The organism is Pseudomonas sp. GW456-12-1-14-TSB6, from assembly GCF_059424205.1.
Map to the genome: position 1 here is coordinate 183,321 of NZ_JBWKZE010000001.1, position 25,082 is coordinate 208,402.

19 protein-coding genes and 1 pseudogene are annotated in these 25,082 nt (G+C 58.7%); 3 read left to right on the plus strand and 17 right to left on the minus strand.

Features of this window, described 5'->3' with window-relative positions; translation table 11 throughout:
• Nucleotides 1-9: 9 nt before the first annotated feature.
• The 10 genes from AC07Y2_RS00850 to rfaH all read right to left on the minus strand — a co-directional run bounded on the left by AC07Y2_RS00850 (nucleotide 10) and on the right by rfaH (nucleotide 11,772).
• On the minus strand, nucleotides 10-1,323 hold the full coding sequence (locus AC07Y2_RS00850; protein ID WP_103385233.1) for an O-antigen ligase family protein: 1,314 nt from the start codon (nucleotides 1,321-1,323) through the stop codon (nucleotides 10-12).
• Nucleotides 1,320-2,432, minus strand: a complete 1,113-nt coding sequence (locus tag AC07Y2_RS00855; protein ID WP_103385234.1) for a glycosyltransferase — start codon at nucleotides 2,430-2,432, stop codon at nucleotides 1,320-1,322. Before AC07Y2_RS00855 ends, AC07Y2_RS00850 begins: the two co-directional genes overlap by 4 nt.
• On the minus strand, nucleotides 2,429-3,508 hold the full coding sequence (locus AC07Y2_RS00860; protein WP_103385308.1) for a glycosyltransferase: 1,080 nt from the start codon (nucleotides 3,506-3,508) through the stop codon (nucleotides 2,429-2,431). The genes AC07Y2_RS00855 and AC07Y2_RS00860 overlap by 4 nt, the downstream gene beginning before the upstream one ends.
• A 2-nt stretch (nucleotides 3,509-3,510) precedes the next feature.
• The gene (locus AC07Y2_RS00865; protein ID WP_103385235.1) at nucleotides 3,511-4,215 is read right to left on the minus strand and encodes a WecB/TagA/CpsF family glycosyltransferase; all 705 of its coding nucleotides are present in this window, start codon (nucleotides 4,213-4,215) and stop codon (nucleotides 3,511-3,513) included.
• Between the two features lie 13 nt (nucleotides 4,216-4,228).
• Complete coding sequence (locus tag AC07Y2_RS00870; protein WP_103385236.1) at nucleotides 4,229-5,569, minus strand: UDP-glucose dehydrogenase family protein; 1,341 nt, start codon at nucleotides 5,567-5,569, stop codon at nucleotides 4,229-4,231.
• 67 nt (nucleotides 5,570-5,636) lie between these two features.
• The gene (locus AC07Y2_RS00875) at nucleotides 5,637-7,028 is read right to left on the minus strand and encodes an undecaprenyl-phosphate glucose phosphotransferase (protein ID WP_103385237.1); all 1,392 of its coding nucleotides are present in this window, start codon (nucleotides 7,026-7,028) and stop codon (nucleotides 5,637-5,639) included.
• 148 nt (nucleotides 7,029-7,176) lie between these two features.
• Nucleotides 7,177-9,489 carry a GumC family protein gene (locus tag AC07Y2_RS00880; RefSeq protein ID WP_039768574.1) on the minus strand — a complete coding sequence of 771 codons (2,313 nt, stop codon included), beginning with the start codon at nucleotides 9,487-9,489 and terminating at the stop codon, nucleotides 7,177-7,179.
• Between the two features lie 2 nt (nucleotides 9,490-9,491).
• Nucleotides 9,492-10,025 carry a polysaccharide biosynthesis/export family protein gene (locus tag AC07Y2_RS00885; protein WP_039768572.1) on the minus strand — a complete coding sequence of 178 codons (534 nt, stop codon included), beginning with the start codon at nucleotides 10,023-10,025 and terminating at the stop codon, nucleotides 9,492-9,494.
• A 12-nt stretch (nucleotides 10,026-10,037) separates the two neighbouring features.
• Nucleotides 10,038-11,198: an outer membrane beta-barrel protein gene (locus tag AC07Y2_RS00890; protein WP_039768571.1), complete on the minus strand. Its 1,161-nt coding sequence runs from the start codon at nucleotides 11,196-11,198 to the stop codon at nucleotides 10,038-10,040.
• A gap of 37 nt (nucleotides 11,199-11,235) precedes the next feature.
• Nucleotides 11,236-11,772 carry a transcription/translation regulatory transformer protein RfaH gene (rfaH, locus tag AC07Y2_RS00895; protein WP_039768569.1) on the minus strand — a complete coding sequence of 179 codons (537 nt, stop codon included), beginning with the start codon at nucleotides 11,770-11,772 and terminating at the stop codon, nucleotides 11,236-11,238.
• A 604-nt stretch (nucleotides 11,773-12,376) separates the two neighbouring features.
• Between rfaH and AC07Y2_RS00900 the strand changes: the two genes are divergently transcribed.
• Entirely contained in the window at nucleotides 12,377-13,354 is a 978-nt protein-coding gene (locus AC07Y2_RS00900) for an NAD-dependent epimerase (protein WP_103385238.1), read from the plus strand.
• A gap of 27 nt (nucleotides 13,355-13,381) precedes the next feature.
• On the opposite strand, the gene tspO is transcribed toward AC07Y2_RS00900, so the two are convergent.
• The 7 genes and pseudogenes from tspO to AC07Y2_RS00935 all read right to left on the minus strand — a co-directional run bounded on the left by tspO (nucleotide 13,382) and on the right by AC07Y2_RS00935 (nucleotide 22,877).
• The gene (tspO, locus tag AC07Y2_RS00905) at nucleotides 13,382-13,837 is read right to left on the minus strand and encodes a tryptophan-rich sensory protein TspO (protein ID WP_103385309.1); all 456 of its coding nucleotides are present in this window, start codon (nucleotides 13,835-13,837) and stop codon (nucleotides 13,382-13,384) included.
• Between the two features lie 58 nt (nucleotides 13,838-13,895).
• The gene (locus AC07Y2_RS00910) at nucleotides 13,896-16,841 is read right to left on the minus strand and encodes a PAS domain-containing hybrid sensor histidine kinase/response regulator (RefSeq protein ID WP_103385239.1); all 2,946 of its coding nucleotides are present in this window, start codon (nucleotides 16,839-16,841) and stop codon (nucleotides 13,896-13,898) included.
• Between the two features lie 158 nt (nucleotides 16,842-16,999).
• A complete protein-coding gene (locus AC07Y2_RS00915) occupies nucleotides 17,000-18,538 on the minus strand; it encodes a cryptochrome/photolyase family protein (protein ID WP_103385240.1) in 1,539 nt (512 codons plus the stop codon).
• A 10-nt stretch (nucleotides 18,539-18,548) separates the two neighbouring features.
• Nucleotides 18,549-19,091, minus strand: coding sequence for a DUF3833 domain-containing protein (locus tag AC07Y2_RS00920; protein WP_103385241.1), 543 nt, complete (start codon nucleotides 19,089-19,091; stop codon nucleotides 18,549-18,551).
• A gap of 460 nt (nucleotides 19,092-19,551) precedes the next feature.
• Nucleotides 19,552-20,536, minus strand: a pseudogene (locus AC07Y2_RS00925) (LLM class oxidoreductase).
• 508 nt (nucleotides 20,537-21,044) lie between these two features.
• On the minus strand, nucleotides 21,045-21,407 hold the full coding sequence (locus AC07Y2_RS00930; protein ID WP_074690543.1) for a response regulator: 363 nt from the start codon (nucleotides 21,405-21,407) through the stop codon (nucleotides 21,045-21,047).
• Nucleotides 21,408-21,431: 24 nt separating this feature from the next.
• Complete coding sequence (locus AC07Y2_RS00935) at nucleotides 21,432-22,877, minus strand: ATPase domain-containing protein (protein ID WP_166742306.1); 1,446 nt, start codon at nucleotides 22,875-22,877, stop codon at nucleotides 21,432-21,434.
• A gap of 521 nt (nucleotides 22,878-23,398) precedes the next feature.
• Here AC07Y2_RS00935 and AC07Y2_RS00940 point away from each other — a divergent pair.
• Both AC07Y2_RS00940 and AC07Y2_RS00945 read left to right on the plus strand, forming a co-directional pair.
• Nucleotides 23,399-24,220, plus strand: a complete 822-nt coding sequence (locus AC07Y2_RS00940) for an ABC transporter substrate-binding protein (protein WP_039768560.1) — start codon at nucleotides 23,399-23,401, stop codon at nucleotides 24,218-24,220.
• Nucleotides 24,217-25,062 (plus strand): amino acid ABC transporter permease, encoded by an 846-nt coding sequence (locus AC07Y2_RS00945; protein WP_039768558.1) that lies wholly within the window; start codon nucleotides 24,217-24,219, stop codon nucleotides 25,060-25,062. The genes AC07Y2_RS00940 and AC07Y2_RS00945 overlap by 4 nt, the downstream gene beginning before the upstream one ends.
• The last annotated feature ends 20 nt before the right edge of the window (nucleotides 25,063-25,082 follow it).

A 25,082-nucleotide genomic window follows, 5' to 3' on the forward strand; every position in this document is an offset into this window, starting at 1 on the left:
CTCCTTGGGTTACGCGCGGGCGGAATCGCGCGGTAGTGCGCGGCCCGACGAGCGCTGACGCAGCGCTGCCGGTGAGGATTCGGGGTAGGTCGCGTGGTGGTGCCGGAAGGTCAGGGCCAGGGTGCAGAACACCAGAAACTCGGCGGAGCGGTAGTTGGGAATCACGTACGCCACATAATTGGTGACGGCGAACAGGCCGATGATGACCAGCGCACTGGCACGAAACCGGGCTGCCTGATTCGCCGTCACCGCGCGGTATTGCTTGAACAGTGCCTCACCCAACATCAATGCCAGCGCCGTCAACTGGATGAGGCCGCCGTTGAGCAGGGTCTCCATGTAACCGCTGTGGGCGTTGCCGATGTAACCCCAGCGGGTGATGAACGCATCGGCATCGGGACTTGCCCAGAAGGCGCCGAAGCCGTAGCCCTTGAGTAACTGGCTGTCGATGAAAGGCGCGAGCAGTTCCCAGATCAGGGTCCGATCGGTCAGTGACGGATCGCGCCCGGCCATTTCCAGCAGCACCGCAAAGTTGCTGTACAGAAACAGGCAAACCAGCAGGTAAAGGAGGGTGCATCCGAGGAACAGCAACTGTGAGCGATTGATGCCCAGGCGGATCATCGTGAGGAAGTACCAGTAGCTGATCGTGCCGGAAATAATCAGCGCTACACCGGTGGCTGACTGGGCAAGCAGGATCGCGACCAGCGAAAAGAACGAACAGAAGAGCGCCCAGCGATTGCGCTGCCGGATCATCGGCAGCAACAGCATGATGGCGATCGCATTGAGTCGGGCGCCGGCATTCTTTTCGGCGAAAACGCCTTTGAACGCGCCGTCGCGAATGCCCCCGGAGAGAAACGCCACTTCAGGCATGACCACGGCGAGCAACAATCCGATCAACGCCGCGATGCCGATAGCGCAGCCGAGCATGAAGGCGATTTTTTCAAGGGAGTAGTTATAGGCAATGAAGCCTGCAAAAAACACCACGCCGAGCAGGGCGATAAACCGCTTGAGACTGAGCATCGGGTCGTGGGACCAGCCGATCGATGCGATGACACAGAGCAGGAACACCAGCAGAAAGAAATTGCTGCGATAAAAGGTCTTGCTGAGGAACACCTTGTTGCGGATGAAAAAGAACAACGGCACCAGCAACGTGATGAGGCCGCAGATCTGATTGGCGACATTGCCTTCGAGGTCCTTGTTGATATCGCCGAAGCTCGCGGCACTGCCCAGACCCAGGACAAAGGTAATCACCTGGATGTAGAACAGGATGCCGAACAGCGTGAAGGCGTCGCGCAGTGTCGAATAGCGGATCGTCAGGGGGCTCATGATGACGGGTCTCCAACCAGTGCGTTGAGGTAGGTCTGCACTGCACTGGCACTCATGAATCGTGCGGCCGCATCAAGGCGTGATTGACGCTGCAGATCGCGGGGTATGGACAGTTGCTCGGCGATGGCCTGCGCCAGGGCGATCGGATCATCGACAGCAACCAGCGGCGCCACCAGACCGCCGAGGAGGATGTCTTGCGGACCATGGGGGCAGCGGGTCGCCACCACCGGCGTACCCGTGGATAACGCCTCGACCAGCGCGTTGGGGCTGCCCTCGAAACGCGACGACAGCACGAAGCAATCGGCTGCGGCCACTTCTGCCAGGGGATCGTTGGCATAGCCCGGCAGATCGAAGCGTTCCGCCAACCCCAGCTGTTTCGCCTGTTCAAGCAGTTCGGCCCTGAGGACGCCTTCGCCAAAAATGATCAGGCGGGCATGCTGATCCGGCAGTGCGGCGAACGCTGTGATCAGCGTGTCGAAACCTTTTTGTGGCGCCAGACGCCCCACGGCGACGATCACGGTGCCGGACTTTTCCAGCAGCCAGCGGTGGCGGGGCGGTCCCTGTGTCTTCTCGCGAAAGTCGTTGTCGAGCACCGGGTTGTCGGCAATGGTCACGTCCCGGCGTCGGGCGAGGGTGGTATCGACCAGATCCTGGGCGACGCCGCGCGAAACACAGATCACCGGATTGGGAATCAGCCGATACAGCAGCGGCGCCACCCGATACGCCATGCGCACCATGAAATCGGGGTTCACGTGCCGGTCATGGGAAAAAGCATTGCGCTCGCTGACGTGCAGCCGGGCCAGCGTGCCGGACAGTGCCGCCGCGATGATCGCCACCACGTTGACGTGGGTGAGGGCTGCCAGCTGGGCGTCAAAGCGATTGTCACGCAGAAATCGCGTGAGTGCCGGCACCGCACGGACGCTGCGCGGGCTGTGCAATTCGACTTTTTTCACACGCGGATCGAGATGCGCTGCGTGAAGGCCACCGCCGGTGAGCATCAGCAAGGTCACGTCGTTGCCTGCATCCACCAGCGCTTTGGCCAGGCGCGCCATCATTTTTTCAGCACCGCCGGCGCTGAGGTCATGGAGGATGATCAGTAACTTTTTCATTGATTCCAGACCTGGTAGTACGCCTGCGCCGCGTACTGACTGGTGTACGGGCGCAGGGTGGCAGTGAGCGTCTCTTCGCCGGGGGCGATGGCATGACTTGAGATCAGGTTGCGCAGCATTCCCTCGGCCAGTGCCTGTACATCGTTGACGATCACCAGTTGACCGAGTCGGCCGTGGTCCAGCAGTTCTCTGGGCCCGGTCTCGCAATCGCAGGCCAGCACCGGCGTGCCCAGCGCCAACGCCTCGATCAGCACGGTCGGCATGCCTTCTTGCAGCGAACTCAGAATGAACAGTCGGGCGTGCCTGAGCACGGGATAGGGATTGCTCATAAACCCGCTGAAATGCACCCGTTGTGCGATACCCAATTGCCTGGCCTGGGTGACCAAGGCTTCGCGCAACGGGCCATCGCCGACGATCACCAGATCCGGCAGCGCGGCGCTGCGCAGCGCCAAGGCGTAGGCATCGAGCAGCAGATGAAACCCTTTGGGTTCGACCAGACGCCCCAGGCTCAGCCAGTAGTTGCGGGGCAAGTCGGCGGGCCGGGGCGCCCGGGCGGCTTGAAACAGTTGATCGGTGACGACCGCGTTGGGGCAATAACGGATGCGCTGTCGCCCCCAGGGCACGGCGTCTGCGAGGGTCTGGCGCAACGCCGAGGACACCGTCACCACCTTGCCGCTGCCACACAGGTACAAGGCGTAGAGAAAGCGCAGGCTTGAGGGGCCGGTTTTCTGTTCGCTGCAATCGAGGGTCGCATGGCGGCTGTAGATGACTTTGCAGGCACTGCCCAGGGTGGCGAACCACGTGCAGAGGTTGGCCTGCTCCTTGGCGGAAATGAGATGGGTGACACCTTCGTGCCGTATGAGCCGGCGCAGCAAAACGATGGACTTGAACAGGCCGACGAGGCCGTTGCCGCCACCGCTGTAGCATTGAATGTCCCGGGTGTCGGGCATGTCTGCGTTCATGACGAAAAAACTCACCCGCCGACCGTCCTTGAGAAACTGCTCGGACAGCCGCTGCTGAACGCGCTCGACGCCACCGCCGGGCTTGAAATCCTTGAGGGTAAACAGGATGTGCATGGTCATTCCCCAACGCTGATGGCGACTTTGTGTCGAACGATCATGTTCAGCAGGTGCAGGAAGTTGCTCGGGTAATCGATGAGGTAGCGTTTGATCGTGTGGGGCTCGCGGTACATGCGATAGAACGCGCGCAAGTGCAGGCGATTGATCAACGCCGGGTAGTACTGCCGCGTGGCCAGAGCTTCCTGGCGGATGAACCCGCCACAGCTGAAGGCGACCCCGCGAAAGCCTGCGCGCAGGGCATCCTGCTCGAACTGCTCTTGCCGTCCGGCGCCCAGGCCGACGATCAGAATGTCCGCTGCGCTGCGACAGATGTCGTACCGAATGTCTTCGGCCTGGGAAGCGTCGAAATAACCGTTGTGATAGCCGGCGATGCTCAGTTGCGGATAAAGGCTCTTGATCTTGCTGATGAACAGGTCGAGTTCGGCTTGTCGGGCGCCGACGAAATAAACCCGTTTGCCCTGTTGCTCGGCGCTGCGCAGCACAACGTCGGCGATCGAGGTGAAGTCGAAGCTGACCCGGCCAATCGGTCTGCCGGTGATGCGAGACATGAAGGTCGACATCAGCATGCCGTCGCAAAAATAGGCAACGCTGCTCGGGTTCTGCTCGAAAAAACTGCCGATCGAGGCAAAGTTGATGAAGGAATAGGCCTGGTTGGCCTCCAGCAATTTCGCCGAGTACTGCCCGACTATTTCCAGTTTGAACATGGCGCAGCTCCTTTCAGAGGACTGAAGGGGTCTGCCGACCCACGGAGACGTAGGTGAACCCACGTTTGCTCAAACGCTGCGGATCGAACAGATTGCGCCCGTCGAAAATCAGCGGCTGTTTGAGCAACCGGCTGAGCTGGTCGAAATCCGGCGCCCGGAACGATTGCCACTCGGTGACGATGATCAGGGCGTCGGCATTTTTCAGCGCCGCTTCCTTGGTGCCTGTCAGCGTCAGGTCATCGCGCGAGCCGTATAGGCGCTGGGCCTCTTCCATGGCTTTGGGATCAAACGCCTGCACGCTGGCGCCCGCTTGCCACAAAGCCTCCATCAGTACCCGGCTGGGGGCTTCGCGCATGTCGTCGGTGTTGGGTTTGAAACTCAGCCCCCACAGGGCAAACGTCTTGCCGCGAAGGTGACCGTCGAAGTGATCGAATACCTTGCGATAGAGACTGGCTTTCTGTTCCTGGTTGCGCGCCTCCACGGCCTTGAGCACCCGGGCGTCAATGTCGACACCGTTGGCCGCCTGTATCAGCGCTTTCACGTCTTTGGGAAAGCACGAGCCGCCGTAGCCCAGACCTGGGTAGATAAACTGGTAACCGATGCGCGGGTCGGCGCCGATGCCGTGGCGCACTTTTTCAATGTCGGCGCCGAGCCTTTCGGCGAGGCAGGCCATTTCGTTCATGAAGCTGATTTTGGTCGCCAGCATGCAGTTGGCGGCGTACTTGGTCAGCTCGGCGCTGCGAACATCCATGACGATGATTTTTTCGCGGCTGCGATTGAACGGTTCATACAGTTCGCGCATGACCTCTTCGGCACGCGGGCTGTCGGTGCCGATGATGATCCGGTCCGGACGCATGCAGTCCTCGACCGCGCAGCCTTCCTTGAGAAATTCCGGGTTTGAAACCACGTCGAACGTCAGATCGCCGCGACCGTTGTCGGCCAATACTTGCTCGATACAGGCTCGCACCCGATCGCCCGTACCGACGGGCACGGTGGATTTGTCGACGATGATCTGGTGCCGATCCATGTTCAGCGCGATGGTCTGCGCCACGCTCAGCACGTATTGGAGATCCGCCGAACCGTCTTCGTCGGGCGGTGTGCCGACGGCGATCAACAGCACATCGCCATGGTGAACGGCGTCCACCAGGTCTGTGCCGAACCGCAGCCGGCCGCTTTGGTAGTTGTCGCGCACCAGGCTTTTCAGGCCCGGTTCGTAGAGCGGCAGCGTGCCCTCTTTCAATGCCTCGACCCTGCCGGCGTCGACGTCGACGCAGAGCACGTTGTGCCCAACCTCGGCCAATGCAGCACCCTGGACAAGGCCTACGTAACCAATACCGAATACGCTCACATTCATGGTCGAACCTCAGATCGTGGTGACGGTTATCAACGGTCGGGCAGGGGACGGCAGAGTTGGGGCGGGCTTAGTAGATGTTTTTCGAGAACAGGGTGAAGGGGGTCTTGATGAGGATTTTGATGTCGAGCCACAGCGACCACTGGTTGATGTAGTTGAGGTCCTGGGCGACGCGCAGCTGCATCTTTTCCACGGTCTCGGTTTCGCCACGATGGCCGGTGATCTGGGCCAGCCCGGTGATCCCCGGCTTGAGGCGATGCCGGGCCATGTAGGCGCGCACCTTGCCGGTGTAATAAAGGTTGTGGGTGACGGCATGCGGACGCGGGCCGACCAGCGCCATGCGGCCGGACAGCACGTTGAACAGTTGTGGCAATTCGTCGATGGAACTGCGGCGCAGAAAACCGCCGATCGGCGTCAGGCGATCATCGTTGCGGGTGGCCTGCCGAACCTGCTGGTCGTCGTGGACGTGCATCGAGCGAAACTTCCAGACCTTGATCACTTCGCCGTTGCAACCGTGACGGTTCTGCTTGAACAGCACCGGGCCGGCGGAGGTCAGCTTGACGGCGATGGCCACCACCAGCAGCACCGGGCTGAGCAGAATAATCGCCAGGGCGGCGAGGCTGCGTTCAAACAGATCCTTGCAAAACAGGCTGGCAGGGTGCGAGCTGATCAGGCTCTCGTTGAGGTAGATGGCCGGCATTCGCTCGATTTCCGAGATCGAATGGTTGAGCAACACCATGCTGCCGAAATCCGGGATCCACACCACGTCGACGTTCATGTCCAGCAGGTCGATGTAGAGCGCTTCGATGGTGGCGGCATGGGCCATTGGCAGCACGATATAGACACGACGCACTTCCAGGCCCGTGATGATCTCGCGGATGGCGGAAACGTGGCCGAGCAACGGCAGAATGCTGGGTGCAGGGCCGCAGCTGTCCTCGGCGGCAATGAAGCCCAGCACCAGCGCGCGGTTCGGTCGGGACAGTTTTTTCGCCAGTTCATGGGCCGTCGGGCAGGTACCGATGATCACCGAACGGCGTCCGTTGCAGACCTTGCGTGAATACAGGCGGGCCAGGTAATGCAGGGGCAGAAAGCTCAAGGCCTGAACCACGAAACCCAGCACCGCCCAGACCATGATCACCTGGCGTGAATAAATGGCGCTGGTCTGGGTGAAGAACGCAATCGCCGCCAGTACGGCCAGCAGGGTCAACCACCCGGCCAGCAATCTGCCGAGCCCGACCAGCAGGCCATGGCGCTTGTGGTAGACCTGCATCACGCTGTAGATCGGCACCGAGCCGAGCACCGTCAGAATGATCAGGATCCGGTATTCGCTGGTCAGACTGCCGACGCGCCAATGCACGAGCAATATCAACAGCGTCGTCACCAGCGACAGCGCGCACAGCCACTGGCCCCAGAACGTCAGGCCTCGGCGGTGTGTCATGTGAGCGGTATAGAGCGATGTCATGGGCTTAACCTCGAGACAGCATTCATGCATCAGCGCGAATCGAGCAGGCACGGCGTGCCTCCCGATGGCTTTTCCGTAGCTCGGCGGAGGTGAAGCGAGTGGTGCGTTGGCAGAAGAGGGCGTAGCGGCGGGCGTATGCGCCCGATGGTTACCTGGGCGCGAAATCGTAGTTATAGAACGCCCGGGAGTGGTGGTAGCCGTACTTGCGCGCCTTGCGCAGGTCGACCTGGTTGAGCACCGTGCCGAAGACCGGCACATGGCTTTGTTGCAACATGGCAATCCCTCGCTGAACCTGGCTGATCGAGGTGCTGTCAGCCTTCACGACATAGATCACCGCGTCCGAATGTTTTGCCAGCAGCAGCGCGTCACTGATCATCTCCGCTGGGGGAGAATCGATGATGATGTGGCGATAACGTGACCTGAGCGCTTCGAGCATGCGCGCCATGCGCGGCGAGCTGAGCAAATCCTGTGGCGGTGGCTGAACCGGGTTGAGCGGATCGCCAGGTGACGGCAGGCGCGGCGCAACGAACATATCCAGCGACGGCGGCAAGACCTTCCCGGCCGGCAGCATGTCCAGATTGCCCACTGAAACAATGCAGTCTTCAAGCCTGGCCGTGCCGGCAATGACATTCGCCAGTCCGGGGCTGTCCGGCGGAAAATCGAAGTTCAGCGACAGGGTTGGCTGACGCATGTCGGCATCGATCAGCAGCACGCGTTCCAGCGGTGTCAGCGAACTGGCGAGGTTGGTGGCGATGGTGCTTTTGCCCTCGCCGGCAACCGTGGAGGTCACGAGCACCACTTGTGACGGTTTTTCGCTGCTTTGCAACATCAACCAGGTGCGCAGGTTGCGAATGGTCTCGGAAAAACGCGGGTTGTCGTTGTCCTCGAACAGGCGCGCCAGTTGCCGACGACTTTTCTTTATCACCAGCGGCACGACGCTGAGCAGTGGAACATTCAACACGCTCTCGATCGATTCATCGGTTTTGAAGGTATTGCTCAGACTCTCGAAGAGCAGTGCCAAACCGACGCCGATCACCGCCGCAATCAGCCCGACGATCGCGACAATCAATGTCTTGCGCGGTTTGCTCGCGTCGACGGGAACGATGGCCGGGTCGACGATGCGCACTTTCGTCGAGTCCATGTCGGCGGTGGCCGTGGTTTCTTTCAGGCGTGTGACGAAGGTTTCATACAGCGCGCGCGTGCTGTCGACCTCACGCTGGAATTCGCGCAACTGGAACTCTTTGCGCGCGATGTCCTGGATTTGCGCCTTGTTGCTGTTGAAGGATTGACGCAGCGACGCTTCACTCGCCGTGGCGAGCTGGTATTGCCGCTCGATACCGGCCACTACTTGCTGCACCTGCAATTGCAGGCTGGTGGTGGCGGTGCGCAACTCGGTTTGTGCGGAGATCAGGCTGGGGTGCTTCGGACCATAGCGCCCGGCCAGTTCATCAACCTTGGCCTGGGCCACCGCGCGATCGGCCTGGAATTTCTGCACCAGGGGGTTGCTCAAGACCGCCGGCACGCTGGACAGTCGGCTCAGATCGCCGTTGCCCAGGGCCTTCGCCTGCCGGTACTCGCTCTCGGCTTCAGCACGGTTGCGTCGGGCGTCGACCATGCGGTTGCCGGTCATTTCCAGTTCGTTGGCGCTGATGGTGGCAACGCCGCCAACATCCACCAGACCTTGTTCTTCGCGGTAACCCTGCAGCTTTTTCTCGGCCGCTCGCAGGTTGTCGCGCAGCTTGATCAGACGCGTGTTCATCCAGGCCGTGGTGGTTTGCGACGATTTCTCGCTGGTATCGAGCTGGCTGTCGGTAAAGCCCTGAGCCAGTGCGTTGGCCGCCGCCGCTGCCAGAACAGGGTCTGGCAACTCGACTTCGATTTCGAGCAACTGGCTTTTGCCAACGAACTTGACGCTGGTGTGCAGCATGAGGTTCTGCGTGACCTGATTGAAGACGTCTGCTTCAGTGAGTGGCTCTTTCTTTTGCGGTAGATATCGACCTAGCCCCGGGATCCATTGATCAAGGTCCAGATCGGCCAGCCATTGGCGCGGCGCAAACCAGGACTTTGGCTGCTGGCGCGGATCGGTGACCGGGTGAGTCGTCAGCCCGAGTTTTTTCACCGCGCGTTCGGCGAGGTCTCGCGATTGCAGGAGCGCCTGCTGAGTCTGCAAGTAATCTGTGGCGTTGCCGCCTGAGTCCTTGACTTGCTGGAACGACATCAGCGGAGGTGTTTTGTCGTTGAACAGCAGGGTGGTGCTGCCAATGTATTGCGGTGTGATATTGGAGACCACCACGGCCGCCAATACGCAACTGAGCAGCACCAGCCAGCCGATGCGCCACTTGGCGCGCCAGATGATCCTCCACAGATTGAGCAGATCCAGGGTGTCCTTGTCTTCGGCGTGCTGCGGATGCAGATGCGCTTGAAGAGGACGTTCGACGTAGTTGCTTGGGCTGTTGTCCATGATCAGAAAAAGCCTTGTGCAATGGAAATGGTGTCGCCGGGGGCGATCGTGGTGCTGCGTGAAATGTTATCGGTGACGCTTTCGCCACTCTCGCTGCGCAAGATGGTCACTCGCTTCATCGAGGCCCGCTCGGTCAAGCCACCGCCCAGTGCAATGGCTTTTTCCAGTGTCAGTCCGGGCACGAACGGATAGCTGCCGGGCTTTTTCACTTCGCCATTGATGTAGAACGAGCGGTATTCAATCTGGCTGAGACTGACTTTCGGGTCGATCAGATAACCCTGCTTGAGCCCGTCGACGATGATTTTCTCGACCTGGCTGGGGGTCAGTCCCTTGGCGGAAATCTCTCCCAGAAACGGATAGGAGAAGGTGCCGGCATCGCTGAGTCGGATCTTTTTGATGCTCAACTCCGGTTCACCGAAAACGATGATTCGCAACACGTCGCCGGCAGCGAGTTTGTATTGCGTGGCAGGATCTGCCGCATGGACGTGAGGCAAGAGAAACAACGCGAACAAAAGGACAAGTGTGCGAGTGTTCATGTCGAGACCCTCTTAAAGGCTGACGTTGAAGCTGATCTGGAACACGTTGCGGGTGAAGCTTTCGTTGTCGGCATCGGAATCGTTGTCGCGATATCGATAACCCAGTTCAATATCCAGCCAACGGCGCATGGCGTACACCACGGCCAGGTTGTAGTCCTGAAGATTGTCGGTACGGCTTTGGCCTTCGTAGACATAACGCCCGTAGCCGGCCTGTGCCACCGTGGTGATCCGTTCGGTCCAGCCGTGACGCCAGCCGACCTGGGTGAACGTGGACTTCACGGCATCCGCGCCGTCGTCACCCTCGGCGAGGGCCTGGCGAGCGACGAAGGTGAATGTCGAATAGGTCCGCGGTTTCCATTGCAGATCGACTTGCCAGGTCGGGTTGTCGAGGTCTTTGGATTCGCTGTTGTCGAAGTTCTTTTTCTCGTAACCGACGCGGACTTTACCCGTCGTGCGTGCCGTGAAATCCCATACGGCACCGGCCATGACGGCGTCGGATTTACTGCTGCGCGGGCTGTTGGCCTGCTGGTAATCAAAGTCGGTGTGGTTATATTCCACCAGACCCCGGGTGTTGCTGCCGATGCGGTGATACCAGGTGCTCGTCAGGGCAGTGGTATTGCGTTCCTTGTCGTCGTTAATGCCATCGGCGTTGTCGTAGCGCAGTTGTGCGTAACTGGCCCCGAGATCGATTTGGTTGTCAGCGCTTTTCGCCCCGAAGGTGTAGAGACCGCCCACCCGTTTGTTGTTGAGCTTGTCGTTGATGCCTTCGACCGCCGTCGATTCCGTGCGCTCCCATTTCCGGTACTCGGCGTCGAGCTTCAGACGATGCCGGTCAGTGAACTCCATGATGCTGTCGGCACGCACGCGTTGTGCCGTGTTCGAGGCATCCGACTCGTCGTGATAAATGTAGCGAGTGGGTTGCCAGATCAGTCGCGTGGCACTGTTGCGATCCTCGGCCTTGAGCTCAAAAGAAGGCGCCAGCTTGGTGACCATGGAGGACTGTTTGCTGTTTTCCAGTTCGCGAAAGTTGTCGTCATAACTTTCTGAAAACAGGAACGATGGCGTGAAGTCGAATCCATACACATCAATGGCTTGCGGATTGATGCTCCAGGCCATTTCGGGATAGAGACAGGCCATCATCAGCGCGACAGGGCATCGTGACTTCAAAGCCATGTTATAGCTCCTGAGCAAGGGCATATAAGGCAAGTCGTTAGTTGTAGGGGTGAAAACCGGCTTGTTGTCGTTCAATCACGCTGAGTGGCAGGCAGACCGGCTGCTCACGGTTGAGAAACTGCAGGAGGATCATCACGCGGTCGGTTCCGTGCAATCCGAGGAACACGCCCTCCAGTGGCGCGAGCGGGCCGCTGACAATCTGTAGATTCTCTCCGGGTTTCAGCGCTTCATCCGGCCCCGACGTCATTGATTCGATGCAACGCGTACGCAGATGCTCGATGACGTGCTCAGGCACGGTCGCGGGACCATGATTGAATTCGACAAAGCGACTGACCCCTCGGGTGGAACGCAAGGGTGCCCAGTTGTCGTCACGACTGAGCTGGATGAACAAATATCCAGGAAAGAGGGATTCGTGCACTCGCTGGCGTTTTCCGCGAATAATGCGCTCGCTGACGAGTTGGGGATGAAAGACCACGTAATTCTGTTGAAGCAGATTGAGATGAGCACGCTCATCCTGACGTGGCTTGCATTGCAAAAGGTACCAATTTGGGTGGTCCGAGCTGATGACTGGCATGCTGGTAAACTCTGTAATGATCGAAAGTTTATGGCAGGCAGAAGCTCTATTGAGGGCTAAGTAAGGGCAGTCAGCGAAAGTGCTTTTTTATTATGGGTTATTGAAGTGTTTCAAACATGAATCACAAAGTGTTTCATTGGTGTGCATCGAGCAGTGAAGTTTCGCTCTGTTATGCGGCACCTCTGGAGGAATCATCGGTTCAACTTTTTAGAGGGCAAAGCTACCGCACGGTCTGTTCATTCAGGCTTAAGGTTAGGTAACTAAGTAGTTGTCCCTGAAGCGACAGGGCGCGAGTAAGTAACTGCTCGCGCCCTGCAAAAAAAACAACCTTGGTAGTTATCGGCCAGTCTTTCTGGTCTGTCAAACGTTAGCAGTCAAAAAACACGCCATCCATCCAGTAATGCTTTTGCCGATGGATAACTAACTGTTTTTTAATGACTTATTCTTTTGGCTGAACGGTAGAAACTTTTTCTGCCTGTTATGGTCGCGACTATTATTTAGATCGAAAGCTTTCCCCACTATTGGGTGCCGTTATAAAACCTGGACTGAATAAGTCATCCAGCGCTATAACTTATCGCCTGTCGGCTTGTGTGGAGCAGGGATTATGACCGTTCTTGTTACAGGCGCTGCGGGCTTTATCGGGTATCACGCGGTCAAACAATTGGCGCTGCAAGGCCAGGAAGTTGTCGGTATCGACAACCTTAACGATTACTACAGTGTGGATCTCAAACGGGCTCGGCTTGAACAGTTGAGCAGTCTGCAGAGTTTCAGTTTTGAAACACTGGATATTGTCGACAAGCCTGCCTTGATGGCGTTATTCAAAGCGCACGATTTCACCGAGGTGGTGCATCTGGCCGCTCAGGCGGGTGTGCGCTATTCGCTCGACAACCCGGATGCCTATGCGCAATCGAACCTGGTGGGGTTTCTGAATGTGCTGGAAGCCTGCCGACATTATCCGCCCGCGCATCTGATCTACGCGTCGAGCAGCTCGGTATACGGGGCCAACAGCAAGTTGCCATACAGCGTCGATGATGCGGTCGAGCACCCTGTCTCGCTGTATGCCGCCACCAAGCGCGCCAATGAGCTTCTCGCCGACAGCTATTGCCATCTCTACGGCTTGAAGGCCAGCGGCCTGCGCTTTTTCACGGTTTACGGGCCCTGGGGCAGGCCGGATATGGCGCTGTTCAAATTTACCGAAGCCATTCTTCAGGGACGACCGATCGACATCTACAACCAGGGTCAGATGGCGCGGGACTTTACTTACGTCGATGACGTTGTCGAAAGCATCGTCCGCCTGTGTCTGAAACCGCCAGCGCCGGAGAAGGAGGCGAGTGGCGTCAACCGGATTTTCAACCTGGGGCGCGGCAAACCGGTCGCGTTACTGGATTTCGTCGACTGCCTCGAACAGGCACTGGGCATAAAAGCCCAGCGCAATCTGTTGCCGATGCAGGCAGGCGATGTCATCAAGACCTGGGCTGATGTTTCGGCATTGGAACAATGGATCGGGTTTTCTCCGCGAGTGGAAGTTGCAGAGGGTGTGGCGCAGTTTGTGAGTTGGTATCGCCAGTACTATCGAATTTGAGCGGTGCTTCATGCGCCTGGAGTACGGTCATGAGGCGAGACCCACCCGGTTGTTGCGCATGATCGAAAAATTAAGCGCCGCAGCGACACACAGCCAGGCCAGATAAGGAAACAGGATCAACCCGGTGATCACATCCAGGCGCAGGGCCAGGACCACCATCACGGCGACGACCAGCCACAACAGGACGAGAATAATCATCGCGGCAACGATCCGCTGCGCACCGAAAAACACCGGCGTCCACAGCGTGTTCAGGGCAATCTGCGCCGCCCACAACGCCAGGACCATTTCGCTGCCGGGAATCATGGTCAAGCGATAGCCAACCCAGGCCAGCAGCAGATAAATCGTCGTCCAGGCCACCGGAAACACCCAGTTGGGTGGCGTGAACTTCGGTTTGTTGAGCTGCGCGTACCATTGGCCGGGCTGGAAAACCATGCCGGTGGTTGCCGCCGCACCGCACGCGATCAGAAAAATCAGGAAAGTCACCATTTCACACTCCTTGGCCGCAGCCCGTTTGCCTGGTTTGTTCCGCCGCAGCGGTCGTTCATTCGGATCTTGAGCACATCAGTTCACTGACCCGCGCCACCAGCGTGTCGACCGCGAAGGGCTTGGTCAGCACCTGCATGCCCGGGCCCAGTTGGGCGGCGCCGATTACTGCGTTCTCCGCGTAACCGGTAATGAAGAGGGTCGTCAGGTTCGGGCGGATCTCCCGGCCGGCGTCGGCCAGTTGCCGGCCGTTCATGCCACCTGGCAGGCCGACATCGGTGATCAGCAGGTCGATATGCACGTTTGATTGCAATACTTTCAGCCCGGCAACGCTGTCGCCTGCCTCAAGCAAGTTGTAGCCGAGATCGCCAAGCACATCGGTCAGCAGCGCGCGCACCGTCGGCTCGTCGTCCACCACCAGAATGGTCTCGCTGGCCTTGGGCACCACCGCCGGTGCGATGTGCTTGTCATCGTGGCTCTGCACGGGATCGCCACGGTGACGAGGCAGGTAGATGCACATCGTGGTGCCCCGGTCGACCTGCGAGTGCACGCGCACCTGGCCGCCGGACTGTTTGGCGAACCCGTAGATCATCGACAAGCCCAGCCCCGTGCCCTGGCCCAGCGGCTTGGTGGTAAAGAACGGGTCGAAGGCCTTGGCGATGACATCGGCCGACATGCCGGTGCCGGTATCGGTGACGCACAGGCACACATACTCGCCCTCGGGCATGTCCAGCGCGCCGGCGATCTCGGTGTCGACGATGCGATTGGCCGTCTCGATGGTGATGCGTCCGCCATCGGGCATTGCATCGCGCGCGTTGATACACAGATTGAGCAGCGCGTTCTCCAGTTGACTGGCATCCACAAGTGTCGGCCAAAGCACGGGCGAGCCAATGGTTTCCAGGAGAATGCTCGGGCCCACGGTGCGCTGGATCAGCTCGGTCATGCCGGTCATCAGCGTGTTGACGTCGGTCGGTCGTGGATCGAGGGTCTGGCGTCTGGAGAACGCCAGCAGGCGGTGGGTAAGGGCGGCGGCTCGCTTGACCGCGCCCTGTGCAGTCACCATGTATTTGTCGACTTCGCTCAAGCGGCCCTGACTGATCCGCGCGCCCATCAACTCCAGTGCGCCGGAAATGCCGGCCAACAAGTTGTTGAAATCGTGAGCGAGGCCTCCCGTCAGCTGGCCGACCGCTTCCATCTTCTGCGACTGACGCAGTTTTTCCTCTGCCTGCATCAACTCGGCGGTGCGCGATGAAACCCGTTGCTCGAGGGTGTCGTTGAGCGAACGCAACGCGGCAAGAGCCCGGTCGCGCTCCGCCTCGACGGTGCGCCGCTCCTCGACGTCGATCAGCACGCCGGGAAAACGCAGGGGAACGCCGTCATCTGCACACTCAACGCGTCCGTTGGCTTCGATCCACTGGAATCTGCCGTCCTCGCGCCGTACACGGTACTGGTGGGAATAGGCGCCCCCACGGCCAATGGCTTCGTCGATTGCCGTGGTCAGGCTATCGCGGTCGTCGGGGTGCACGCTGGTGATGACTTGTTCGAGGCTGAGGCCTTCGCGCCCCAGTGCCGGGTCGAGGTTGAACACCTGGGCGAAGCCTTCGTCGATGGCAAAACGGTCGGTCAGCAGGTCCCAGTGCCAGGTGCCGATGATGGCGCCGGCGGCAAGGGCCAGTTGCACTCGTTCGACGTTTTCCCGGGCAATTGCCTCGCTGGCGCGCAAGCGTTCCTCGGCGGCGCGCCGCTCGGTGACGTCGTTGAACAGGATCGCGATCTGCCGGTCGGCCGGATCGCCGACCCGCACCGCGCGTACATCGAACCAGCGTTCAAAGGTATTGGCGTAATTTTCGAAGTTCGCCGGTTCCCCGGTCTTGGCCACGTGGCCGTAGGTTTCGAACCAGAAGCGTTCAAGATTGGGCGCGAACTCGGTGACCCATTTACCGCGCAGGTTGACCCCGCACTGGCGCTCGAAGGCCGGGTTGGCCTCGACGAAGTAGTAGTCGACAGGCTCGTCGTTGGCGTCGAATTTGACTTTGACGATGGCAAACGCCGACTCGATGGTTTCCAGAATGGTACTGAAACGCTCTTCACTCCGGCGCAACGCCGTTTCGGCACTGCGCGAGCGCGTCAGGTCAAGCATCGCGCCGATCATGCGTTCGGCCTGGCCGGCGGGATTGCGAATCAAGTGGCCGCGATCGAGCACCTCGGCGTAGGAGCCGTCCTGACAGCAGAACCGATACTCCGCGCTCCATGTCGTGCCGTCGCCTTCGATGGCGGCGCGGATCGATGCCTGCACCCGCGCCTGATCCTGCGGATGGATCCGCGCGAATCGCCAGTCGCCACTGGGATCAACATTCTCCAGCGGGAACCCGTACGCCTGTTGCAACGCCTGGTTCCAGATGATCTGGTTGGTTTGCAGGTCCCAGTCCCACACCGCATCGCTGGTGGCCATGACGGCCAGTCGATAGCGTTCTTTTGTTTCGATGATGGCGCGCCCGTAGAGATGCTCCTGAGTACGGTCGCGGAGTATTTTCACGAAACCCAAGTGAGTCTGGTCTGCATCGTAAAGCGGCATCAGCTCGCCAGAGGCCCAGAATCGCTCGCCGTCCTTGCGCAAATGCCATCGCTCATCGTAGGCACGGCCTTCGACAAGGGCGCGCTGCATTTCCTGTTCGACCCGGCCGGCGGCGCGGTCCTCAGGTGTGAAAAAGCAGGCCGCGCTCTGGCCGCGAACCTCTTCGGCAGACCAGCCGAGCACGTTGGTCGCGCCGCAGTTCCACTCGGTGATGTACCCGGCAAGGTCGGTGACGACCATGGCAAAATCCACGGCACTTTCGAATACCGCCCGCTGCCGCGCTTCACTGCGGGCGAGCGCGGCTTGACTGGCGTGCAGTCGCGCCGTGATGTCGCGCTCAATGTCGACTTCATTGCTCTGCAGCGCGGCGCGTAATCGCTTGACCTCGCATTCGAGCGCTTCGCGACTAAGGTGTTTGAGGGTGTCCATCTCACCTTCTTGGTCAGGTTTTTCATGGGGTGGGTAAGCCCGTCAGGTGCAACCATCAGCGCGAAGCGGTGTGGCTCTGTGGTTGCTCATCCGTTGACAGGTTGCGTCGTCGTTAAGTTTCACTGATGAAGCAAGGTCGCTTCGGGTGAACGCTGATTTCAAATCGAATCGCCGTTATCCAGGCGCGCCAACAGTGCCTGGCCGCGTTGCCAGAGTGCCTGTTGCCTGGTTTGCGGCATGCGGTCGAGGTTCCTGTACATCATGGCCATGCGCTGATTGCCGCGCAGCAGTTCGCCGTGGCGCATCAGGAAATGCCAATACAGCGCGTTGAATGGGCAGGCATTGTCCACCGTGCTTTCGCTGACCTTGTACGCGCAACCGCGGCAGTAATCCGACATGCGATTGATGTACTGGCCGCTGGCGCAATAGGGTTTGGAACCGAGATAACCGCCATCGGCGTGCATGACCATGCCCAGGGTGTTGGGCAGCTCGACCCAGTCAAAGGCGTCCATGTAGATCGCCAGATACCACTCGCAGATCTGGCTCGGCGCGATGCCGGCGAGCAGGGCGAAATTGCCGGTGACCATCAGCCGCTGAATGTGATGCGCGTAGGCGTGTTGCAAGCTTTGCCCGATGGCGTGGCGCATGCAGTTCATTTGCGTGTCACCCGTCCAGTAGAACTCGGGGAGCGGCCGGCTGTTGCCAAAAGAGTTGCCCAGCGCGTAATCCGGCATCTTCAGCCAGTACACGCCCCGCACATATTCCCGCCAGCCAATCAGTTGCCGAATGAAGCCTTCGGCGGCATTGAGCGCAACGCTGCCGGCCCAGTACGCCGACTCCACATCACTGCAAATTTGCCGCAAATCCAGTAGGCCAATGTTGAGCGCTGCGCTGATGCGCGCATGAAACAGGAACGGCTCGTCACTGGCCATGGCGTCCTGGTAATCGCCAAACCCCGCCAGGCCATAATCGAGAAAGTACGCCCAGAGTGCCTGCGCATCGGCATGGGTGACGGGATAGTTGAAGTCATCAAGCGCACCGTAGTGCTGGCTGAAGCGCGCCTTGACCAGTGCCAGCACATCGAGGGTGATGGCGTCGTTATTGAAGCGTACCGGGTAGGGCGCTTTGACGCCTTTGGGCAGGGCCTTGCGATTCTCGGCATCGAAGTTCCATGCGCCGCCCACTGGCGAGCCGTCACCATTGAGCAGCAAGCGGCTCTTGCGCCGCATCTCACGGTAGAAAAACTCCATGCGCAGCTGTTTCTTGCCCTCGGCCCAGGCGGCGAACTCTTCGCGACTGCACAGAAAACGCGTGTCGGCGTGCCAGTGAATCGGCAAGCCGGATTCCTTCATCGAAAGCTCCAGCCGCCAGTCGCCACACTCGGTGATGTGCACTTGCTCGGCCTGCAACAGCGCTTGCCAGCGATTTAGTTCACCCGGCACCGAGCCGCTGTTTTGCGGGTCATCCAGGGTCACGTATTCAACACGTATGCCTTGGTCTCGCAACGCCTGAGCGAAATGGCGCATGGCGCTGAAGATCAGAGCAATCTTCTGTGGATGGTGGGGCACATGGCTGGCTTCTTCCATGACCTCGACCAGCAGCACCGTATCGCGCTCCGCATCGAGTGCCTGTAAGGAAGCGAGGTCGAAGGACAACTGGTCGCCCAGGACCAGGCACAAGCGGCGGGTAGTATTCATTTTTTGCGGTTCATTGGCTTGCTTCGGTGCTCTGGCGACGGAAGAACAAGGTCACCTGGCCGACCTCCACGCCGAACTTGGACATGCGGGTGCGGTTGATCAACGTGTCCTCGTCCATCAGGTACATCCAGTCGTCCATGCTCATTTCATAGGTCGAATCGTCGACCGGTACGTTCAGCCGATAGCGCCAGTGAAATGTGTTGCCCGCCATCTGGCCTTGGGCAACGCCGACTACATCGCCAGCGCGACCGCTCCAGCGTCCCTGGCCCTCGGGCGTCAATGTCCATACGCGGTGCTGGCGGGTGCCATCGCTGTACAGAAAGCGCTCGTCAAGTATCAGGTTGTTGCCTTCGCGACGGCTGACGATATTGACTTCGAAACGCTTGGTCACTTCGCCGCTGCGCTTCTGAAACATTCCCCAGGCCTTGACGGGCTGGCTGAAAAACCGATGCAGATCCAGGGCTGGTTGTTGATCGGCATAACGGGCGACGTCCACGCTGGTGCAGCTTGCGATGCTGAGCATCAGTGTCAGTAACAGCAGTAATCGCGTCATTGCCTTACTCCCTGATTGCAAAGGTGTCGAAGGCCAGGTTCGAACCATTTGCTTGTACGGTGGGCTGGACATGTACAGGTTTATCGTTTTCCCCGGCTGGTCTTGACGCTCGACTTTTGACGACGTCAACGAGAGTCTTACGGCGATGGCCGGCTTTGTTTTTCTCGCGGCAGCGCTGTACGTGAGGGCAAGCCATCGCGAAATAGTTGTACGTGGTTGGATGGTCTGTATAGGTATAAATCAAGATAGGCTGAAAAAAACCATCTGACAATATTTCTTCCCTCACGCAGGGCGCTTGCTGCGCCTTAACGCGATGCCGAACGTTTTGCCCTGGAAACAGCGGTTGGTCTGTCTGCCGGGCGAGCGCTGGTACTGGGCAATATCCAGCGCAGTGAACGCCGGCGCCGTGAGGCGCAGGATGCTCAGTGAGCATCCTGCGGGGATAGGAGTGGCCGACAGATCAATGCGCTGTCGGACTTGGCTGTGCACCGAATTGCGCAATGATGTGAGTACCCAGCTCCTCAATAACCTCCGCTGCCGGGCGCTTTCCGTATTTGAGATTCAGGATGACGTGATCGACGCCGATTTCCTCAAGCGACTCCAGCAAAAACCGCAAATGGTAGCGCCCGAGTTTGAACCCCAAATGAATGCGAGTGGGTGGCGTGGACGGGTTTTCATCAAGGTCGATGTAAAGCGACTGAGTGAAGGGCTTATAGACGGAACCACATTGCTTCGTGACCTCCAGCCGCCAATCTTCCACGACCAGTCTCTGCATGTTCGGTATGCGTGGATAGTTGATCCATCCGTTGCTTTCGCGCGCGATCCAATCCAGTGACTGACGGCTATTGCCGGTCACGAGCATTGGAATGAATTGGGTTGTCGGTTTCGGAATCAGATCCGCGCCGCGCATTTCCCCGGCGCTCCAGTGGATGGGTTCGAAACTGGTGCTGTGGGCTCGGCGAATCACCGCGTAGTGCTCGCGAAAGATATCCCCGCGCCTTTCGGGATCGACGCCAAAAGCCGAGAACTCCACCGGGCGGTCGCCGGACGCCACCCCAAGAATAAAGCGACCTGCGCTCAACTGATCGACGCTGGCTGACGCCTTGGCCGTGTGCAGGGGATGGTGCAAAGGGATGGCGATGGAGGCGGTGCCAAGCGCAATTTCCGATGTATGGGCGGCCATATAACCCAGGTAGACCCAGGGGGCGAAGACTTGGCCGACATCGCCGAATCCGGGATCGCGAAGCGGCACGTCACGAAACCAGAGCGCGCTGAAGCCCAATGCCTCGGCCCGTTTTCGCCAATGCGACCTGGTTGAGCATGCTCGGCGTGTCGCCGTCGAAGGCCTCCATGGGAAAGAACAATCCAAGGCTCAAATGCCCCGGCGTGAAGGTTCGGCTGAACCCTCGATGCTGCTGATAAGGAATCGTGCTCGGCCGATACATACTGATTTTCCTCAGTGGCAGAACGTGAACAGCGCCCCGTTGCCAGAGGTGCTGCGGCATCGGTCGCTTGGGAACGACAGGTGGGGGGACTGAGTGCAGCTTTGCCCATTGCGCCGTACTGCCGGTCGGGTGGACCGGATTGAGGAGCCAGTTGCTGGCGATATGCGCGGGCAGGTCCGGATGGGTGATAAGCGGACGGTAAAAGGAATCCTCTCCCGGCTCGATACCGTCAACTCGGAAACGGGCCCAGAGGTTACCTCATCAGCGTAGGCGGTATTGCCGTGTTGCGCCATTGTGCCTCGCACATCGTGGGAGACCTTTGCGACTTCAACCGATCACAAGCAGGTGGCAGGATTACGATCCATCGAGTCCCACTCGACATGACTTCGGTCATTGGGCGAATCATCGATGAATCTCGAGCGGTTCCAGCAAAGGGTGAAAGCTGCATGCCATCAGGCATGCAGGGCCGAGCGGGCAGGTTCAGTCTTGGAGATGGATTCAATCCGTTTCATTTTGCAGCCAGCAGTCGCTTGGCGGTAGCAAGGATTGAATCGATATTGAAAGGCTTTTCCAGGACAGCATTGAACAAGTCCGATCTCTCCATGCCGAGGTGGGCTTGTGCGCCGCTGATCAGAATGATGGGCAAGAGATGCGCTGAGGGCAGGGCGCGGACGGCCGTGGCGAATTCGAGTCCGTCCATTACCGGCATCATGAAGTCGGTAATGATCAGGTCAGGGCGCTCTCGCTCAAGTACCTCAAGCCCTTTTTTGCCATTGCTGGCCTTCACGACCATGAAGCCTTCATCCTCCAGCGCAAAGCCGAGAATGTCAGCGATCAAATATTCGTCGTCGACAACCAGGATGGTGGTCATGAGAATGCAACCTGAATAGAAGACCTAGGAAAATGAACCTGGCAGGGCTGCAGGATTAGGAACTGGCGGTTCATTTCTTGAAGCCTTTTTCAGATCAACGTCCTGGTCACGGATGACCACTTCAAATCGCGAAGGGTCATAAGAGCTATCTCTGACTTTAAGAATGGAAATGGTTCTGCTTAGTTCAGAGTCATTCTCGAAGAACCGCATCAGCATCAGATTGTCGACGATGCTGGACAGGTCAGAGTTTGGTGAACTGATCTCGGAGCCGAACAGATCTCGCATCTCCCAAGAGGCAAACACGGTCACGCCCCTGGAACGTAATTCGTTCATGAGGGCACTGTAAAAGTCAGTAATTCGGGCTGGATTCGTCGAGACGCGCGTCATGCCGCTAAGGCTGTCGATGAATAAACGCTTGATGCCCTTTTCTTCGACGATGCTCAGCAACCTTGAGCCCAGGCCGTCCAGGAGACCTTCGGTGGTCGGTTGCCACGCGATGCTCAACGCACCGCTTTCTTCCATGCCTTTGATGTCGATTCCTAGTGACTGGCCCTTCAGGCGTAACCGCTCCGGGCTTTCATAAAAGCCAAAATGCAGGCCCGGTGCCTTCACCGTCGACTCACCCAGGAATTTAAGACCTAGGGTTGTCTTGCCTATTCCTGACGGGCCCATGACCAGCGTCACGCTGGAACTGTGCAGCCCGCCACCCAGTATCGTGTCCAGAGAATGTATACCGCTGGGGATGCGCGTCATGTTGGCGCTGTCGGGCGAAGAGGGGTGGCTGTAGAGGCTTTCCAGGCGCGGATAAACCACCAGACCGTTCTCGGTGATTTCGCACTCGTGAAGCCCGGTCAGTGCCGCGCTGCCCCGGGTTTTACGCAGTTGAATACGACGTACCGAGCGGGTGCCATAAAGCTCCTCTCCCATTTCGATCACGCCATCCACCATGGTGTGCTCGGGGCTGCCGTCATCCAGTCGGGAACTGGTGAGAAACAACACGGTGCATCCAGCAAATGCAGCGTGCCCTTGCAATTCAGAGATGAACTTCTTGGTGTCGATGGGCGAGTCGGCTTTAGAGCGTGCGTTCAGCAAGCCGTCGACAACCATGACTGTGGCCTTCTGGCGGCTGATCTCACGCCTCAGCAGTTTTACGACTTCATCCAGACCTTCATTTTCCAGCGTATCGAATGCGCTGACGAACTGGATTTCAGCGCCAACTTTGGAAGCGTCGTAAAAGCTCAAGGTGGACAGAAACTGAAAAAGCCGGTCATGGGATTCGGCAAGCAGTGTCGCTACCAGAACACGGCCGCCATTGCGCGCATGATGGAATCCAAGTTGGTTGGCGAGGATCGTTTTGCCCGACCCTGGACGCCCCTGAATAATGTAGGAAGCGCCTGAGACCAATCCGCCCTTGAGCAGAGCATCCAGGCCTTCGATTCCACTCTGAAGGCGATTTAACTTTTCCACTATGCGACCCTGATCTTGAAATCATGCTGTTAAACCGAATGTACGGGATGCTAACGCCATTTGTGTGCCGGAGCTATCTGCACTTCACTGACGTTTCAGGCAGCAGTGCCGGTAAAGCTATTCATTCGCCGCTGAACATGCGTTGGAGCAGCAACGCAACTTACTCAACCTGGTTGCACACTCTTTTCCACCCTGGGCGGCTCCAGCAGTGTCAGCGGATGAACTACGCTCCTGAAACAACCCCCGCAGATTGAAGAAAACAGTACAAAGGGTCGATATGACCAGAAGGCTGGAGGGAACCAACAGGCCATTCTTCAGGATCCGGTTTCCCTGATGTTCATTGCCCGGAGTACGCTCCGTGAGAAACCAGCAGCGATGAGCCTTGGAGATGAAGGCTTTGCCTGATGCTGGCGGCTGGATCTCATATAGCCTAAGCGTAGCTTTTTATTCCCAAAACGAAGTTCATATTAATTTTATAGTGCGTTTTAATCTAACCAGGCATTTCCTGATTGGAGCATTCGCACTTGAAGATCCCCACACATTTGACACTTGGCCTGGCGCTCGCCGTCAGTTGCGCGGCAGCCTTCGCCGGGCCCACCCTCGATCGCGTGACGCAAAAAGGTGAGCTCACCGGTGTCCTGATGGAGAGTTACCCGCCGTTCTCTTTTCTCAATGACCAGAACCAGCTCGACGGCTTCGATGTGGATGTCGCTAAAGCTGTGGCCGAGCGCCTTGGGGTCAAGCTGAAACTTGAAACACCTTCCTGGGACGTGATTGCCGCGGGGCACTGGAACGGTCGATACGACATCTGCGTGTGCTCGATGACACCGAGCAAGGCGCGGGCCGAAGTGTTCGACTTCCCCGTGGAGTATTACCAGTCACCGGCGGTGATCGTGGTCAATGCGAAGGACAAGGACATCGTCACTGGCAAAGATTTGTCCGGCAAAAAAGTCGGTGTGATCAGTGCCTCGACTTATGAGGCTTATCTGAACAAGGACCTGGTCATTGAAGGCGCCGAGGACAAACCGTTGAGCTATCCGTTCGACAATGTCCAGATCGCCCCTTACGACAATGAAACCGTTGCCTTCCAGGATCTCGCACTGGGTACCGGCGTGCGCCTGGATGCCATGGTCACCAACCTGATCACCGCGCGCGAACGAATCGCTCAGGATCCGCGCTTCAAGATCGCCGGAGATCCACTGTATGCCGAACCGAACGTCGTGGCGGTCGAGAAGGGTGATCCGCAATGGAATGCGAAAGTCACCGAGGTCATCGCACAACTCAAGACTGACGGCACGCTGAGCAAAATATCCCGCAAGTGGATCGGTTCTGATATCAGCCAATGACAGCCATCAATCCGCATCCGGCCAAAGCGGCTGTCAGCCCGCAAAAGCAGCCGCCACTGACACGTCAGCTGTTCGGTTTTCGCACGCGCCTGTATCTGACGTGGGCGGCGCTGTCGGGTCTGGGCGTGTGGTTTTTCATGCGCTTCGATCTGAAGTTTTCGATCATTGCGGAAAAGTTGCCCAACCTGGTCGGCCTGCATCTGGGCCCGAACGGGTTTTTGCAAGGCGCCGCGCTGACGATATTCCTGTGTTTCTGCTCGATCTGGTTTTCGTTATTGCTGGGCTTTGTCACCGCGTTGGCCAGGCTGTCGAGCAGCGCCGTGGCGTTTGGTATCGCCAGCTTCTACGCCTCGTTTTTTCGCGGCACGCCACTGTTGATCCAGATCCTGTTGATCTATCTGGGGCTGCCGCAGTTGGGTGTGGTGCCAGGCGCAATCAGCGCCGGGATCATCGCGCTGTCGCTCAACTACGGGGCTTATCTCAGTGAGATTTTTCGTGCCGGCATCCTCGCGGTTGCCCCGGGTCAGCGCGAAGCAGCCGCCGCACTGGGCCTGAGGCCGGCCGCGACGTTCATCCATATCATCCTGCCGCAAGCCATGCGCACGATCATTCCGCCGACCACCAGCCAGTTCATTTCGATGCTCAAGGACTCGTCCCTGATTTCGGTCATGGGGGTTTGGGAAGTGATGTTTCTGGCGCAGTCGTACGGGCGCTCGTCCTACCGTTACATTGAAATGCTGACCACCGCAGCCGCCATCTATTGGCTGTTATCCATCGGTCTCGAACTGATCCAGCATCGCCTCGAACGCCATTACGGCAGGGGCTTCAAGCATCAGCGCTGAGCCATTCCGTTGAATGATTT

Coding starts and splice junctions, on each gene's coding strand:
- AC07Y2_RS00855 (WP_103385234.1), bottom strand. CDS start 2,432: ATGAAAAAGTTACTGATCATCCTCCATGACCTCAGCGCCGGCGGTGCT.
- AC07Y2_RS00930 (WP_074690543.1), bottom strand. CDS start 21,407: ATGACCACCATCCTGGTTGTCGACGACGAATATTTGATCGCTGACATT.
- AC07Y2_RS00880 (WP_039768574.1), bottom strand. CDS start 9,489: ATGGACAACAGCCCAAGCAACTACGTCGAACGTCCTCTTCAAGCGCAT.
- AC07Y2_RS00850 (WP_103385233.1), bottom strand. CDS start 1,323: ATGAGCCCCCTGACGATCCGCTATTCGACACTGCGCGACGCCTTCACG.
- AC07Y2_RS00900 (WP_103385238.1), top strand. CDS start 12,377: ATGACCGTTCTTGTTACAGGCGCTGCGGGCTTTATCGGGTATCACGCG.
- AC07Y2_RS00865 (WP_103385235.1), bottom strand. CDS start 4,215: ATGTTCAAACTGGAAATAGTCGGGCAGTACTCGGCGAAATTGCTGGAG.
- rfaH (WP_039768569.1), bottom strand. CDS start 11,772: ATGCCAGTCATCAGCTCGGACCACCCAAATTGGTACCTTTTGCAATGC.
- AC07Y2_RS00890 (WP_039768571.1), bottom strand. CDS start 11,198: ATGGCTTTGAAGTCACGATGCCCTGTCGCGCTGATGATGGCCTGTCTC.
- AC07Y2_RS00920 (WP_103385241.1), bottom strand. CDS start 19,091: ATGACGCGATTACTGCTGTTACTGACACTGATGCTCAGCATCGCAAGC.
- AC07Y2_RS00870 (WP_103385236.1), bottom strand. CDS start 5,569: ATGAATGTGAGCGTATTCGGTATTGGTTACGTAGGCCTTGTCCAGGGT.
- AC07Y2_RS00885 (WP_039768572.1), bottom strand. CDS start 10,025: ATGAACACTCGCACACTTGTCCTTTTGTTCGCGTTGTTTCTCTTGCCT.
- AC07Y2_RS00910 (WP_103385239.1), bottom strand. CDS start 16,841: ATGGACACCCTCAAACACCTTAGTCGCGAAGCGCTCGAATGCGAGGTC.
- AC07Y2_RS00860 (WP_103385308.1), bottom strand. CDS start 3,508: ATGCACATCCTGTTTACCCTCAAGGATTTCAAGCCCGGCGGTGGCGTC.
- AC07Y2_RS00945 (WP_039768558.1), top strand. CDS start 24,217: ATGACAGCCATCAATCCGCATCCGGCCAAAGCGGCTGTCAGCCCGCAA.
- AC07Y2_RS00875 (WP_103385237.1), bottom strand. CDS start 7,028: ATGACATCGCTCTATACCGCTCACATGACACACCGCCGAGGCCTGACG.
- AC07Y2_RS00915 (WP_103385240.1), bottom strand. CDS start 18,538: ATGAATACTACCCGCCGCTTGTGCCTGGTCCTGGGCGACCAGTTGTCC.